Source organism: Mesorhizobium sp. M0189, from assembly GCF_040322135.1.
Classification (GTDB): domain Bacteria; phylum Pseudomonadota; class Alphaproteobacteria; order Rhizobiales; family Rhizobiaceae; genus Mesorhizobium.
The window spans coordinates 396,995-412,341 of record NZ_JAMYSW010000005.1 but is presented as its reverse complement, the minus strand read 5'-3'; the positions used below and the strand labels follow the sequence as shown (position 1 = coordinate 412,341).

At 62.9% G+C, this 15,347-nt stretch carries 11 protein-coding genes; 8 read left to right on the top strand and 3 right to left on the bottom strand.

Annotated elements, in window-relative coordinates; translation table 11 throughout:
• Positions 1-55 precede the first annotated feature (55 nt).
• Genes NKJ09_RS13010 through NKJ09_RS13000 form a run of 3 tightly spaced genes read right to left on the bottom strand, consistent with a single transcriptional unit; the run spans position 56 to position 2,654 of the window.
• Positions 56-979, bottom strand: a complete 924-nt coding sequence (locus tag NKJ09_RS13010; RefSeq protein WP_352483656.1) for a carbohydrate kinase family protein — start codon at positions 977-979, stop codon at positions 56-58.
• Positions 976-1,422, bottom strand: a complete 447-nt coding sequence (locus NKJ09_RS13005; protein WP_023718455.1) for an RbsD/FucU family protein — start codon at positions 1,420-1,422, stop codon at positions 976-978. Before NKJ09_RS13005 ends, NKJ09_RS13010 begins: the two co-directional genes overlap by 4 nt.
• Positions 1,423-1,424: 2 nt before the next feature.
• Positions 1,425-2,654: an ROK family transcriptional regulator gene (locus NKJ09_RS13000; protein WP_352494808.1), complete on the bottom strand. Its 1,230-nt coding sequence runs from the start codon at positions 2,652-2,654 to the stop codon at positions 1,425-1,427.
• A gap of 229 nt (positions 2,655-2,883) precedes the next feature.
• Here NKJ09_RS13000 and NKJ09_RS12995 point away from each other — a divergent pair, with 229 nt between their 5' ends.
• The 8 genes from NKJ09_RS12995 (at position 2,884) to NKJ09_RS12960 (ending at position 15,233) form a co-directional block, all read left to right on the top strand.
• A complete protein-coding gene (locus tag NKJ09_RS12995) occupies positions 2,884-3,900 on the top strand; it encodes a sugar ABC transporter substrate-binding protein (protein ID WP_023718453.1) in 1,017 nt (338 codons plus the stop codon).
• A gap of 89 nt (positions 3,901-3,989) precedes the next feature.
• Positions 3,990-5,072, top strand: a complete 1,083-nt coding sequence (locus NKJ09_RS12990) for an ABC transporter permease (protein ID WP_352494809.1) — start codon at positions 3,990-3,992, stop codon at positions 5,070-5,072.
• Positions 5,069-5,857 carry an ATP-binding cassette domain-containing protein gene (locus tag NKJ09_RS12985; protein WP_023718451.1) on the top strand — a complete coding sequence of 263 codons (789 nt, stop codon included), beginning with the start codon at positions 5,069-5,071 and terminating at the stop codon, positions 5,855-5,857. The genes NKJ09_RS12990 and NKJ09_RS12985 overlap by 4 nt, the downstream gene beginning before the upstream one ends.
• Positions 5,858-6,023: 166 nt before the next feature.
• On the top strand, positions 6,024-8,492 hold the full coding sequence (locus tag NKJ09_RS12980) for a glycogen/starch/alpha-glucan phosphorylase (protein ID WP_023718450.1): 2,469 nt from the start codon (positions 6,024-6,026) through the stop codon (positions 8,490-8,492).
• 145 nt (positions 8,493-8,637) lie between these two features.
• Positions 8,638-10,851, top strand: coding sequence for a 1,4-alpha-glucan branching protein GlgB (gene glgB, locus NKJ09_RS12975; protein WP_352483653.1), 2,214 nt, complete (start codon positions 8,638-8,640; stop codon positions 10,849-10,851).
• A gap of 35 nt (positions 10,852-10,886) precedes the next feature.
• Complete coding sequence (glgC, locus tag NKJ09_RS12970; RefSeq protein WP_023718448.1) at positions 10,887-12,152, top strand: glucose-1-phosphate adenylyltransferase; 1,266 nt, start codon at positions 10,887-10,889, stop codon at positions 12,150-12,152.
• Between the two features lie 3 nt (positions 12,153-12,155).
• Positions 12,156-13,601 carry a glycogen synthase GlgA gene (gene glgA / locus NKJ09_RS12965; RefSeq protein ID WP_352494810.1) on the top strand — a complete coding sequence of 482 codons (1,446 nt, stop codon included), beginning with the start codon at positions 12,156-12,158 and terminating at the stop codon, positions 13,599-13,601.
• 3 nt (positions 13,602-13,604) lie between these two features.
• Positions 13,605-15,233, top strand: a complete 1,629-nt coding sequence (locus NKJ09_RS12960; protein ID WP_023718446.1) for an alpha-D-glucose phosphate-specific phosphoglucomutase — start codon at positions 13,605-13,607, stop codon at positions 15,231-15,233.
• The last annotated feature ends 114 nt before the right edge of the window (positions 15,234-15,347 follow it).

The following is a 15,347-nucleotide window of genomic DNA, read 5'->3' as shown; positions in this document are numbered from 1 at the left end:
AGGCGAAACATAAAGTGATCGCCGGCAGGCAGTCCGTGAGGCGGTTGCCAGCCGGTCAGGCGAGTTCATGCCGCCATGGCGGATTGGCGCCGGCCCGCGAGACCGTCACCGCCGCGGCCTTGGCGCCGAGCGTCAGCGCCTTATGGATGGCTTCTTTCGGCAGGCCGGCGATTGCCGTCTTCGACAGCAGGCCCTGCTCGTGCAAGGAGGCAAGGATGCCGGCATTGAACGTGTCGCCGGCGCCGACCGTATCGACCACCTCGACCTTGTCCGGCACGACCGTGACCCGGTGCTGGCTGCTGTAACCAACCGCGCCCTCGCTGCCGTGGGTGACGACGATCAGCTTCGGGCCGCGGTCCAGCCAGTTGCGGACGACGTCCTCATGCGAGCCGGCTTCGTCGAACCAGTTCAAATCCTCGTCCGACAGTTTCACGATGTCGGCCATCGCCATCATGTTGCGGATGCGCCTGAGATGCCTGGCCTTGTCGGGAATGAAGTTTGGCCGGATGTTGGGGTCGAGCATCATCACGCGGCGCTCATGCTCACGTCGCATGAACTCCTCATAGGCCGATCCGGCCGGTTCCGAGATCAGGCTGATGGCGCCGAACAGCATGGCCTCGATCTCGCTGCCGAGCTCCGGCAGGTCCTCGATGGTCAGCATGCGCCCGGCGGTGTTCTCGTCATAGAATGTATAGGTCGCCTGGCCGTTGGTGAGCCGCACGAAGGCGAGCGTGGTCGGCCGCGGCGAGGTGTGCGCATAGGTGGAACTGACCTTGCTGGCCCCCAGCGCCTCCCTGAACTGCCCGCCGAACAGATCCGACGACAGGCCGGAGAAGAAGCCGGCCGGCGCGCCGAGTCGGCCGAGCGCAATGGCCGAGTTGAAGACGGCACCACCGACATAGGGGGCAAAGGCCGCTTCGCCCTCCGTCGTGGTGCGCGGCAGCATGTCGATCAGGGCTTCGCCGCAGCAGAGGATCATGAAGTCTTGCTTTCCGGCGGATAGATCACGCCCTTGCGAATGATGATGTTGGCGTAAAGCCGCGGCTCGCTCGTCGCGACGATCGCGTGCGCGGCCTTGACCCGTGCATAGAAGTCGGCGCCGGCAAGCGCAACCACCTTGCGGCCCGGCGCATGCCTGGCGCAGATCGCTTCAATCTCATGATGAACCGGATCGGCGAGCAGGGGATCGCCTTTAGCCGAGGCGCGAAACAGCGCCTGCGGCACGGCGTCGTCGACAGGCAACACGCTCAATACGGCATCCAGCACCGGGACGAGATGATGACCGTCGGCGCGGATCAGCCGCTGTGCCTGCTGTTCGGCCGGGTAGTTGCCGTCGACCAGCGCGATCTCGTCGCCATGGCCCATGGCGCGCAACATCGCCAGAAGCTCCGGGCCGAGCAGCGCCGGGATACCGATCAGCATGCTCAGAAGCTCCGGGAAATCGTGGTCGAGCCGATGAGGAAGCGCTCCGATAGCGGCAGACTGGCGCCACCCAGCGCCCGCGCATGGATGCCGACCGTTCCCTCGCGGACGGCCGGCAGCCTCAGGCCTTCGCCGTCGATCCTGCCGATGGCCTGGATGACGGCATCGACAAGCCGCCTGCGCACGGCGAGCGGCATCCATCCGTCGATCACCGCGGCTTCGAAATCGATGACGGACGACGCCGCAACGATGGCATAGGCGAGCGCCTGCGAGGCGCTGGCGATCCAGTCGTCAAGCTCGGCACCGATCTCGCCCCAGTCCCCCGGTGATGTCCACAGATGCGAGGCCTCGACGCCGCGTGCGTTGAGCGCCTTCTCCAGCGTGGCGATCGATGCAACGTCGATCAACTGCGTCGGCTTGCCGTCAGGCCCGGGCACTGGCATTGAGCCCAGCGCGCCGGCATTGCCGGTTGGGCCGCCAAACAGCCGGCCGTTCAGCACGATGCCGCCGCCGGCAAAGGCACCGATGTAGAAATAGACGAAATCGCGCGCCGCACCCGCCGCCTGGCCGAACACGAGCTCGGCGCCGCAGGCCGAGGTGGCATCGTTTTGCAGGTAGACCGGAAATTCGCATTGCGCCTGGATGTCGGCGCGGATGTCGCGATGGCGCCATTCGTCCATGATTTCACGCGGCGCGCCGGCGGTATCGGCCCAGTTCCACAATTCGAACGGCATGGCGATGCCAAGCCCGGCGATGCGCTTGTCCTGCGCAGGAGTGAGCTCGCCGCGCATCTTCTTCATGCCGCTCGTAACGAATTCCACCGTCTCGCGCGGCGCCGGATAGCGGTACGAATGCTGCAGCATCGAGCGCACATTGCCGAGGAAATCGATCAGCACGAGCTCGGCGCTGCGCCGGCCGATCTTCAGGCCGATGAAATAGGCGCCGTCGGGATTGAGCGCCATGGGTATCGAGGGCTGGCCAATCTTGCCGCGCAACGGCGCCTGGCGAACGAGCAGGTCGTCCTCCTCCAGCTCGCGCATGATGACTGATACTGTCTGCGCCGAGAGGCCAGTCATGCGTGCGATGTCGGATTTGGCCAGGCTGCCGTGCTGGCGCACCAGCGACAGCACCAGCCGCTCATTGTGGTCCCGCATGCCGCTTTGATTGGTGCCGCGGTGCAGGCGGCTTTCGGCCGCATCGGGCGAGCCGTGCCTTGTAATGCCGGTCTCCACCCCTGTTCCTCCCGTCGTTTCCCCTCAATGCTTTTGGTCTAGAGTGAGTGAACAATCCTGCGTTGTCAATAATAAATAAGAGTGATTTAATTATTGACAGTGCTGGCGGACTGGTGTCTCTTGAGATCGGCGTCGACACTGGGAGATTTCGTCGGACGCGCTGCAGATGCCGGTTGGCCGGCATCCTAAATGGTTCAATGGGAGGAAAATCGTGACCACGTCAAAACTGTTGAAATCCACCGTGTTTGCCGCGGCCGGACTGAGCCTGATGGCGTTTGCGTCGACGGCATCGGCCGCCGGGGTCGGCGCCTGCTTGATCACCAAGACCGACACCAATCCCTTCTTCGTGAAGATGAAGGAAGGTGCCGCCGCGAAAGCCAAGGAAATCGGTGTCGATCTGAAAGCCTATGCCGGCAAGGCGGAAGGTGACAATGAGGGCCAGGTTGCGGCGATCGAATCCTGCATCGCCGACGGCGCCAAGGGCATTTTGATCACCGCCACCGACACTGCGGCCATCGTGCCGGCGGTGAAGAAGGCGCGCGATGCAGGGGTGCTGGTGATCGCTCTCGACACGCAGCTCGAGCCTGCCGATGCCGCGGATGCGACGTTTGCGACCGACAATTTCAAGGCCGGCGAGCTTATCGGCTCCTGGGCAAAGGCTACCTTGGGCGACAAGGCCAAGGATGCGCACATTGCCTACATGGATCTGATCGCCAGCCAGCCCTCCGTCGACGTCCAGCGTGATCAAGGCTTCATGAAGGGCTTCGGCATCGACCTCGGCGATCCCAAGAAGATCGGCGACGAAACCGACGCACGCAACGTCTGTCACGATCTGTCGAGCGGCAATGAGGATGGCGGGCATACTGCCATGGAGAATTGCCTGCAGAAGGATCCGGATATCAACGTCGTCTACACCATCAACGAACCTGCGGCCGCGGGCGCCTACCAGGCGCTGAAAGCCGTCGGCAAGGAGAAGGACGTCCTGATTGTCTCGGTCGATGGCGGCTGCCCCGGTGTCAAGAACGTTGCCGAGGGCGTGATCGGCGCCACTTCACAGCAATATCCATTGCTCATGGCCTCGCTCGGCATCGAGGCGATCAAGACCTTTGCCGACACCGGCAAGAAGCCTGAGCCGTCGCCCGGTCTGAACTTCTACAACACCGGCGTCACGCTGATCACCGACAAGCCTGCCGCCGGCATCGAATCCATCGATACGAAGCAAGGCCTCAGCAAGTGCTGGGGTTGATTTGATCCCCTGATCGGCTCAACTTCAAAAGAACAATAGGGAATGTGGAGCGGTTTCGGCCGCTCCACATCACAGGCGGGGAGGCCGACTTGAGCGTCGAAACAACCAGGAGCAAGGGACCGCAGGAATTCGAGACGGTCCTGGCCGCTAGCGACGCCAGCGTCGCATCATTCGAGGCGCATTCCCGCTCGACGTTGGAGAGCATCCAGCACCGCTTGCATAAAAGCCCGGCCATGGTGCCGCTGATCATCCTGCTCATCTCGGTGGTTCTGTTCGCAGTCGTCGTCGGCGGACGCTTCTTTTCTCCCTTCACCCTCACCCTGATCCTCCAGCAGGTGGCGATAACCGGCATGGTCGGCATCGCGCAGACACTGGTGGTGCTCACCGCCGGCATCGACCTGTCAGTCGGCGCCATCATGGTGCTGAGCTCGGTTGTTATGGGCCAGTTTGCCATGCATTACGGTGTTCCAGCGCCGGTCGCCGTTGCCATCGGGCTGCTTGTCGGCGCGATTTGCGGCTTGATCAACGGCATTCTCATCGCCTGGGTGAAACTGCCGCCCTTCATCGTGACGCTCGGCACCTGGTCGATCTACGCTGCCATCAACTTCATCTATTCCGGCAACGAGACCATCCGCAGCCAGGATCTCGAGGCGACGGCACCGCTGCTGCAGTTTTTCGGCGGCTCGTTCAGGATCGGCGGCGCAGTCTTCACCTATGGCGTGCTGTTGGTGCTGATCATGGGGGCAATTGCCTGGTACGTGCTCAATCACACCGCATGGGGCCGGCATGTCTACGCAGTCGGCGACGACCCGGAAGCCGCGGAACTGTCGGGGGTGCGCGTCAGCCGGATGCTGGTCACGGTCTATACCCTGACCGGCATCATTTGTGCCATCGCCGGCTGGGCCTTGATCGGACGCATCGGATCGGTCTCGCCGCAGGCCGGGCAGTTCGAGAACATCAATTCGATTACCGCCGTGGTGATTGGCGGCACATCACTGTTCGGCGGCCGCGGTTCCATCCTCGGGACCATCTTCGGTGCGCTGATCGTCGGGGTGTTCGCGCTCGGCCTCAGGCTTTGGGGGACAGATCCCCAATGGACGCAATTGTCTGTCGGCGCCCTTATCATCATCGCTGTTGGTATCGACCAGTGGATCAGGAAGATCTCGGCATGAACCAGACTCAGGAACCGATCCTTACCGCCCGCAGCCTGGTCAAACGCTACGGTCGCGTCACCGCCCTCGACAATGCCGATTTCGATCTCTATCCGGGCGAAATCCTTGCTGTCATCGGCGACAACGGCGCCGGCAAGTCGTCGCTTATCAAGGCGATTTCCGGCGCGGTCGTGCCCGACGAAGGCGAGATCCGGCTTGAAGGCAAGCCTATTGCATTCAAATCGCCGATGGAGGCCCGCGAAGCCGGCATCGAGACCGTCTACCAGAACCTGGCGCTGTCGCCGGCGCTGTCCATCGCCGACAACATGTTTCTCGGCCGCGAGATCCGCAAGCCGGGCTTTCTTGGCAGCTGGCTGCGCATGCTCGACCGTCCGGCGATGGAAAAGCGCGCCCGCGACAAGCTGACCGAACTTGGCCTGATGACCATCCAGAACATCAGCCAGGCGGTGGAAACTCTCTCCGGCGGTCAACGCCAGGGCGTGGCGGTGGCGCGCGCCGCGGCGTTCGGCTCGAAGATGGTCATCATGGATGAGCCGACGGCCGCGCTCGGCGTCAAGGAGAGCCGCCGCGTGCTCGAACTGATACTCGACGTCAAACGCCGAGGCCTGCCGATCGTGCTGATTTCACACAATATGCCGCATGTCTTCGAGGTGGCGGACCGCATTCACATTCATCGGCTCGGCCGTCGCCTGTGCGTCATCGATCCGAAGCAATATACGATGTCCGACGCGGTCGCCTTCATGACCGGCGCCAAGGTCCCGCCGGAGGCGGCGCTGGCGGCCTGAACAAGAACTTGAGGCCCGCCGCTGAGGGCGCGGTGTTTCAATGCCAAATTGCCGCAGGGCAACCCGGCTTGCGGTCGCCTGAATCCATTGAACATCCGGTGGGATGCATTAGCATTGGCGGAGATGGTGAAAGCCGCATGATCCTGGCAACGTCACGAGAGGCAGCATGACGCGCGCGATGACAACCGAAGCTCCTCTGCCCACCCTCGAAAACCCGGATCCCAAGACGCTCGCCGACGAAGTCTTGCAGGCCCTCAAATACAGGGTCGGCAAGGGCACCAACGTTGCAACCCAGTACGATTGGCTCACCGCCTCGATCAAGGTTGTGCGCGACCGCATCGTCGATCATTGGATGCAGGCGACCCAAGAGGCCTACGCCCAGCAGGAAAAGCGCGTCTATTACCTGTCACTGGAATTCCTCATCGGCCGCTTGATGCGCGATGCCTTCTCCAATCTCGGCCTGATGGACAATATGCGCGAGGCGCTGTCGTCACTTGGCGTCGACCTCGACATCATTGCTGCGCTCGAACCGGACGCTGCCCTTGGCAATGGCGGCCTTGGCCGGCTCGCCGCCTGCTTCATGGAAAGCATGGCTACCGTCGATATCCCCGCGCATGGCTATGGCATTCGCTACGCCAACGGCATGTTTCGGCAGGAGATCCATGACGGCTGGCAAGTCGAACTGCCCGAGACATGGCTCGATCACGGCAATCCTTGGGAGTTCGAACGCCGCGAACGCTCCTTCGAGGTCGGCTTCGGCGGCTCGGTGGAATCGATCACCTCGAAGGATGGCAGGCTCGAGCGCCATGTCTGGAAGCCGACCGAACATGTTCTGGCCGTTGCTTACGATACCCCGGTGGTTGGCTGGCGGGCCAACCGCGTCAACACGCTGCGTCTGTGGTCCGGCATGCCGGTCGATCCGATCCTGCTCGACAAGTTCAACGCCGGCGATCACATCGGCGCGCTCGCCGAGAGCAACAAGGCCGATGCGCTGTCGCGCGTCCTTTACCCGGCCGATTCCCACAAGGCAGGCCAGGAGTTGCGGCTCAGGCAGGAGTATTTCTTCTCCACCGCCTCGCTGCAGGACATCCTTCAGCGTCATCTCAGCCAGTATGGCGACCTGCAATCGCTGCCCGACAAGGCGGCGATCCATCTCAACGACACCCATCCGGCCATCGCCGTCCCCGAGCTGATGCGCCTGTTGATGGATGTCCACGGCATGGATTTCGACCAGGCGTGGAGCATCACCAAGCGCACCTTCGGCTACACCAACCACACGCTGCTGCCCGAAGCGCTGGAAAGCTGGCCCGTGCCGCTATTCGAGCGGCTGTTGCCGCGCCACATGCAGATCGTCTACGCCATCAACGCCGAGGTGCTGCTCGAGGCGCGCGTCTCCGACCAGTTCTCGGACGAGCAGATCAGCCGCATCTCGCTGATCCAGGAAAATGGCGATCGCCGCGTGCGTATGGGCAATCTGGCCTTTGTCGGCTCGCACTCGATCAACGGCGTCTCGGCACTGCATACGGAATTGATGAAGGAGACGGTGTTTGCCGACCTCCACAGGCTCTACCCGGACCGCATCAACAACAAGACCAACGGGATCACACCGCGGCGCTGGCTGATACAGTGCAATCCCGGCCTCACGGCACTCACCCGAGAGGCGATCGGCGACGGCTTCCTCGACGACATCGACGAGATAAAGCTGCTCGATCCTTTCGCCGAGGACGCTGCCTTCCGCGACAAGTTCGCCGCTGTCAAACGGGCGAACAAGACGAGGCTTGCCAATCTCGTTGCCGACCGGCTCGGCATCAAGGTGGACCCCTCGGCGCTGTTCGACATCCAGGTCAAGCGCATCCACGAATACAAGCGCCAGCTCTTGAACATTCTCGAAGCGGTCGCGCTTTACGACCAGATCCGCTCGCATCCGGAGCGCGACTGGATGCCCCGCGTCAAGTTCTTCGGCGGCAAGGCGGCGCCCAGCTATCACAACGCCAAGCTGATCATCAAACTTGCCAACGACGTCGCCCGGGTCATCAACCGCGACCCGGCGGTGCGCGGCTTGCTGAAAGTGGTGTTCGTGCCGAACTACAATGTCAGCCTAGCCGAGATCATGATGCCGGCCGCCGATCTTTCGGAGCAGATATCGACCGCCGGCATGGAAGCGTCCGGCACCGGCAACATGAAGTTCGCGCTGAACGGCGCGCTGACCATCGGCACGCTCGACGGCGCCAATGTCGAGATCAAGGAATGCGTCGGCGACGACAACATCTTCATCTTCGGCCTGACCACCGATGAGGTCGCCGAGCGGCGCAACAATGGTTACGATCCGCGCGCCGTAATCGAGGGATCGCCTGAATTGGCGCAGGCGCTTGCCGCGGTTTCGTCCGGGGTCTTTTCGCCTGACGATCCGGACCGTTATCGCGACCTGATCAACGGCCTTTACCAGAGCGACTGGTTCATGGTCGCTGCGGATTTCGATGCCTACGCCGCCACCCAGCGCGACGTCGATGCCGTCTGGCGCAACAGCCCGGACTGGTACGCCAGAGCCATCCGCAATGTCGCCCGCGTCGGCTGGTTCTCGTCCGACCGCACGATCCGCCAATATGCGAAAGACATCTGGCACGTGCCCGCCTGATGTGATTGCATGAGACCAGGAACAATGTGGCCCTAGTGGAGTGATTTGACCTTCGCATCCCTTGGAAGGTCAGGCGGCCTGCGACTGTCGAATTCAAAACTTCACTAGAAACACGCACTTGGTGCCCGAGGAGGGACACTGCCTGATGAGCAAGCCGCGCGCGACCGTTGCGACAAGCGGGCCGGACGGACTGGCGCCAGCCGGCGATGTCGCGGCGATTGTCGCCGGCACGCATGGCGACCCGTTCTCCGTGCTTGGCGTGCATGAGGCGGGGAAGGGCTTTGTCGGCCGCTGCTTCGTCCCTCATGCCGAGTCCGTCACCGCCTATACGCTGACCGGCAAGAAGGCCGGCGAGCTGTCGAGACGCGACGATCGCGGCTTCTTCGAGGGCAAACTGTCGCTGCGCAAACGCCAGCCGCTGCGCTATCACGCCAGGAACGCCGGCGGCGACTGGTGGCTGACCGATCCATATTCCTTCGGCCCCGTGCTCGGCCCGCTGGACGATTATTACATCGCCGAAGGATCGCATCTCAGGCTGTTCGACAAGCTCGGCGCTCATCTCATCGACCATGAGGGTGCATCGGGCGTACATTTTGCGGTGTGGGCGCCCAATGCAAGGCGTGTCTCGGTGGTCGGCGACTTCAACGAGTGGGACGGCCGCAGGCACACCATGCGCGACCGCCGCGATACCGGTATCTGGGAGCTGTTCATTCCCGACATCGGCGCCGGCCGCCCTTATAAATACGAGATCATCGGGCCGGATGGCGTGAGATTGCCGCTCAAGGCAGATCCGTTCGCCTTCAAATCCGAACTGCGCCCGGCTACCGCCTCGGTGACGGCGCTGCCGCCGGTGCATGAATGGGGCGACGAGGCGCACCGGAACTACTGGCGCAATGCCGACCACAGGCGCGAAGCCGTATCGATCTACGAGGTCCATGCCGGCTCATGGCGGCTTCACGACGACGGCAGCTTCCTGTCATGGGACGAGCTCGCCGACCGGCTGATCCCCTATGTGGTCGAGACGGGTTTCACCCATATCGAATTCATGCCGATCTCCGAACACCCCTATGACCCGTCCTGGGGCTACCAGACGACCGGTCTCTATGCGCCGAGCGCCCGCTTTGGCGATCCGGACGGTTTTGCCCGCTTCGTCGACGGTGCCCACCGCGCCGGCATCGGCGTCATCCTCGACTGGGTGCCGGCGCATTTCCCGGTTGACGAACACGGTCTGGCAAAGTTCGACGGCACCGCACTCTACGAACATGCCGATCCGCGCAAGGGCTTCCATCCCGACTGGAACACCGCGATCTACAATTTTGGTCGTCGCGAGGTGGTCTCGTTTCTTGTCAACAATGCGCTGTTCTGGGCAGAGAAATATCACGTCGACGGTCTGCGCGTCGATGCGGTCGCCTCGATGCTTTATCTCGATTATTCGCGCAAGGCTGGTGAATGGATTCCCAACGAGAGGGGCGGGCGCGAGAACCTGGAAGCGGTCAGCTTCCTGCAACGGATGAACAAGGAGGTCTACGGCCACCATCCGGGTGTGATGACCATCGCCGAGGAATCGACCTCGTGGCCGAAAGTCTCGCAGCCGGTGCACGAGGGCGGACTGGGCTTCGGTTTCAAGTGGAACATGGGCTTCATGCACGACACTCTGGAGTATTTCTCCAAGGAGCCGATCTTCCGCAAGCATCACCACAACGACATCACCTTCGGCCTGGTCTACGCCTTCAGCGAGAACTTCGTGCTGCCGCTGTCCCATGACGAGGTGGTGCACGGCAAGGGAACGCTGCTTAACAAGATGGCCGGCGACGACTGGCAGAAATTCGCGACGCTGCGCGCCTATTACGCCTTCATGTGGGGCTATCCCGGCAAGAAGCTGTTGTTCATGGGCCAGGAGTTCGCGCAACGCCGCGAGTGGAGCGAGGCGCGCGCGCTCGACTGGAACCTGCTCGATTTCCGGCTCCACCGTGGTGTCTGGCAGACGGTGCGCGATCTCAACTATCTCTACCGCTCGCGCCCGGCGCTGCATGCCCGCGACTGCGAGCCGGAGGGCTTTTCCTGGCTGATCGTCGATGACAGCGCGAATTCGGTGTTCGCTTGGCTGCGCAGCGCGCCGGGCGGCAACCCGGTCGCCGTCATTTCCAACTTCACGCCGGTGCCGCGCGACAATTACCGCGTGCCGTTGCCGCAGACCGGAAAATGGCGCGAGATCATCAACACCGACGCCACGGACTATGGCGGTTCCGGCAAGGGCAACAGCGGCCTCGTCGAGGCTCGGGCGGAAGGAGGAGGCATTTCGGCGACGATGCTTTTGCCGCCGCTGTCGACGATCATGCTCGAATTCGTCCCGGACTGAGCTATGTCTGGAGCATCTAACCTGGGAGGATAGGAATGGCTGAAACAAAACGAACACAGCCGCTGGCACGCGACGCCATGGCTTATGTGCTGGCCGGCGGCCGTGGCAGCCGGCTCAAGGAACTGACCGACCGCCGCGCCAAGCCGGCGGTCTATTTCGGCGGCAAGACCCGCATCATCGATTTCGCGCTGTCCAATGCGCTCAATTCCGGTATCCGCCGCCTCGGCGTCGCCACCCAGTACAAGGCGCATTCGCTGATCCGCCACCTGCAGCGCGGCTGGAACTTCCTGCGGCCCGAGCGCAACGAGAGTTTCGACATCTTGCCGGCCAGCCAGCGTGTGTCGGAAACACAGTGGTATGAGGGCACCGCCGACGCCGTGTACCAGAACATCGACATCATCGAGGCCTATGGGCCGGAATACATGGTCATCCTGGCCGGCGACCACGTCTACAAGATGGATTACGAATTGATGCTGCGCCAGCATGTAGAGGCCGGCGCCGATGTCACCGTCGGCTGCCTCGAAGTGCCGCGCATGGAAGCCACCGGCTTCGGCGTCATGCATGTCGACACCAAGGACACCATCATCTCCTTCATCGAAAAGCCCGCCGATCCGCCGGGCATTCCCGACAAGCCGGATTTTGCGCTGGCCTCGATGGGCATCTATGTGTTCAAGACCAAGTTCCTGATGGAGCAATTGCGTCGCGATGCGGCGGAGCCCGGCTCCAGCCGCGACTTCGGCAAGGACATCATCCCCTACATCGTCGAACACGGAAAGGCGATCGCGCATCGCTTCGCCAAATCATGCGTGCGCTCGACCGCCGAGAACGAAGCCTATTGGCGCGACGTCGGCACGGTCGACGCCTATTGGGAAGCCAATATCGACCTGACCGACATCACGCCGGAACTCGACCTCTACGACCGCGACTGGCCGATCTGGACCTACGCCGAGTTGAAGCCGCCGGCAAAGTTCGTGCATGACGAAGATGGCCGCCGCGGGTCGGCCGTGTCGTCTCTCGTGTCGGGCGATTGCATCGTTTCGGGCGCTTCGCTGAAGCGAAGCCTGATCTTCACCGGCGCGCGCATCAATTCCTATTCGACGCTGGAGGAGGTCGTCATGCTGCCCGACGTCCATGTCGGCCGCAACGCCAGGCTGAAGCGCGTGGTCATCGATCACGGCGTCAGGATCCCGGAGGGGCTGGTGGTCGGCGAGGATCCTGTCCTCGACGCCAAGCGTTTCCGCGTTTCGGAAAAAGGCATCTGCCTGGTCACGCAGGACATGGTCAACAGGCTGGGATCGTAGTGCATGCAGGTTCTGTCGGTGGCGCCCGAGATCTTTCCGCTGGTCAAAACCGGAGGGCTCGCCGACGTGACTGGCGCCTTGCCCGTGGCATTGGCCGGCAACGGCGTCAACATGCGCACGCTCGTCCCCGGCTATCCTCAGGTGATGGGCGCCTTCAGGAAAAAGAAGGCGGTTCAGCAATATCCATTGCTGCAGGGTGGGAAGGCTTCGGTGCATGCCGTCCAGATCGCCGGGCTCGACCTGTTTGTGCTCGACGCGCCGCATCTTTTCGACCGTCCCGGCGGCCCGTACGGCAACGCGGCCGGCGCCGACTGGCCGGACAATTGGCGGCGGTTCGCGGCCTTGAGCCAGGTCGGCGGTGATATTGCTGCCGGCGCCATCTCCGGCTACCTGCCCGATATCGTCCATGCCCATGACTGGCAGTCGGCAATGACACTCGCCTATATGCGCTACGGCAAGGCGGTCGGCACGCCGTCGATGATCACCGTCCATAACCTCGCCTTCCAGGGCCAGTTCGGCGCCGGCATCTTTGGCGAGCTTGGCCTGCCGGCGGCGGCGATGGCGCTCGACGGCGTCGAATATTATGGCGGCGTCGGCTTCCTCAAGGCCGGCCTGCAGGCCGCCTGGGCGATCACCACGGTCAGCCCGACCTATGCGCAGGAAATCCGCTTGCCCGAATTCGGCATGGGCCTCGACGGCCTGATCAACATGCGCTCCGTCGATCTCCATGGCATCGTCAACGGCATCGATACCGAGATCTGGAACCCGGAAACCGACACGCATCTGGTCTCCAACTACACGGCAAAGACGCTTAAGGCGCGAATGCCCAACAAGGCCGCGGTCGAGGACCGTTTCAGCCTCGATCGCGATGACAGCCCGATCGTCTGCGTTGTCAGCCGGCTGACCTGGCAAAAGGGCACGGACATATTGGCGGCCGCCGTCGACGGTATCGTCGCGGCAGGTGCACGGCTGGCAATCCTTGGGTCTGGCGACGCCGGGCTCGAAGGCGCGTTGCTTGCCGCCGCAGCCCGCCATCGTGGTCGCATTGGCGTCGTCGTCGGCTATGACGAGGGGCTCTCCCACACCATGCAGGGCGGCTGCGACGCCATCATTATCCCGTCGCGCTTCGAACCTTGCGGGCTGACGCAGCTTTACGGCCTGCGCTATGGCTGCGTGCCGGTCGTCGCGCGTACCGGCGGCCTTGCCGACACGGTTATCGATGCCAACGAAGCCGCCATCTCTGCCGGCGTGGCGACCGGCTTCCAGTTTGCGCCCCCCATTGCTGGCGCCCTGCTGCACGCCATCCGCCGCCTTGTCGAAGCGCATGCCAATCCCGCGGTGTGGGCGTCGATGCAGCGGCAAGGCATGAAGGCCGACGTGTCGTGGGACAAAAGCGCCGAAAAATATGTCCAACTCTATCGCTTGTTGCTTTCGAAAAGGGCTGCCTGACTGATGATCCGCACTGTCGCCACCAAACCCTATCCCGACCAGAAGCCCGGCACCTCCGGGCTGCGTAAAAAGGTCCCGGTGTTCCAGCAGGAGCACTATGCCGAGAACTTCATCCAGTCGATCTTCGACGCGCTGGACGGGTTCGAAGGCAAGACCCTGGTGATCGGCGGCGACGGCCGCTTTTATAACCGCGAGGTCATCCAGAAGGCCATCGCCATGGCCGCGGCAAACGGCTTCGGCAAGGTGATGGTCGGGCAGGGCGGTATCTTATCCACGCCGGCCGCTTCGCATGTCATCCGCAAATACAAGACCTTCGGCGGCATCATCCTGTCCGCCAGCCACAATCCGGGTGGCCCGCATGAGGATTTCGGCATCAAGTACAATGCCGGCAATGGCGGCCCGGCGCCGGAAAAGCTGACCGACGCGATCTTCGAAAAAACCAAGGTGATTTCGAGCTTCAAGATCGCCGATATCCGACCGGTCGACATCGACACGATCGGCACGGTCGAGGCAGGAGACATGACCGTCGAGATCATCGATCCGGTCGCCGACTATGCCGAACTGATGGAAAGCCTGTTCGATTTCAATGCCTTGCGGGCGTTGTTCAAATCAGGCTTCCGCATGCGCTTCGACGCCATGCATGCGGTGACCGGCCCCTATGCCAAGGAGATCCTCGAAAACCGGCTAGGGGCGCCGAACGGCACCGCTCGTAATTTTATCCCGCTGCCGGATTTCGGCGGCCACCATCCCGATCCCAATCTGGTGCATGCAAAACACCTCTACGACGAGATGATGGGGCCGGATGCGCCCGACTTTGGCGCGGCCTCCGACGGCGACGGCGACCGCAACCTGATCATCGGCAAGGGCATTTTCATCACCCCGTCGGATTCGGTGGCGATGCTCGCCGCCAATGCCCATCTGGCTCCGGGTTACAAGGCCGGGCTGAAAGGCATCGCCCGTTCGATGCCGACCAGCGGTGCTGCCGACCGGGTCGCCGAAAAGCTCGGCATCGGCATCTATGAAACGCCAACCGGCTGGAAGTTTTTCGGCAATCTGCTCGATGCCGGCATGGCGACGATCTGCGGCGAGGAGAGTGCGGGGACCGGCTCCAATCATGTCCGCGAAAAGGACGGCCTGTGGGCCGTGCTTTTGTGGCTCAACATCCTTGCCGCGCGCGGCGAAAGCGCCAGGCAGATCGTCACCGAGCATTGGGCGGCCTATGGGCGCAACTACTATTCGCGCCACGATTACGAGGAGGTCGAGACCGATCGCGCCAATGCGCTTGTCGACGAACTGCGCGGCAAACTTGGCTCGCTGCCGGGCACCAGCGTGCGCGGCATGACAATCGCCAGCGCCGACGATTTCGCCTATCACGATCCGGTCGACGGCTCGGTCAGCAAGAACCAGGGCATAAGAGTATTGTTCGAAGGCGGCTCGCGCGTCGTCTTCCGCCTGTCCGGCACCGGCACCTCGGGCGCGACGCTGCGCCTTTATTTCGAGCGCTACGAGCCAGACAAGAGCCGCCACGATCTCGACACCCAGGAGGCGCTTGCCGATCTGATTGCGGCGGCCGACGACATTGCCGGGATTCGCAGCCATACCGGCCGCGCCAAGCCGAGCGTGATTACGTGAGCTTGGAGCGGCGCGCCTTTCCTTCTCCCCTTGTGGGGTCCGAAGGACGGGGCGAGACCCGTGGCTCGCCCCCGGGCGGTGGATCGGCGCGAAGCGCCGAGACGGATGAGGGGT

Coding starts and splice junctions, on each gene's coding strand:
- glgA (WP_352494810.1), top strand. CDS start 12,156: ATGCAGGTTCTGTCGGTGGCGCCCGAGATCTTTCCGCTGGTCAAAACC.
- glgB (WP_352483653.1), top strand. CDS start 8,638: ATGAGCAAGCCGCGCGCGACCGTTGCGACAAGCGGGCCGGACGGACTG.
- NKJ09_RS12980 (WP_023718450.1), top strand. CDS start 6,024: ATGACGCGCGCGATGACAACCGAAGCTCCTCTGCCCACCCTCGAAAAC.
- NKJ09_RS12985 (WP_023718451.1), top strand. CDS start 5,069: ATGAACCAGACTCAGGAACCGATCCTTACCGCCCGCAGCCTGGTCAAA.
- glgC (WP_023718448.1), top strand. CDS start 10,887: ATGGCTGAAACAAAACGAACACAGCCGCTGGCACGCGACGCCATGGCT.
- NKJ09_RS13005 (WP_023718455.1), bottom strand. CDS start 1,422: ATGCTGATCGGTATCCCGGCGCTGCTCGGCCCGGAGCTTCTGGCGATG.
- NKJ09_RS13010 (WP_352483656.1), bottom strand. CDS start 979: ATGATCCTCTGCTGCGGCGAAGCCCTGATCGACATGCTGCCGCGCACC.
- NKJ09_RS12960 (WP_023718446.1), top strand. CDS start 13,605: ATGATCCGCACTGTCGCCACCAAACCCTATCCCGACCAGAAGCCCGGC.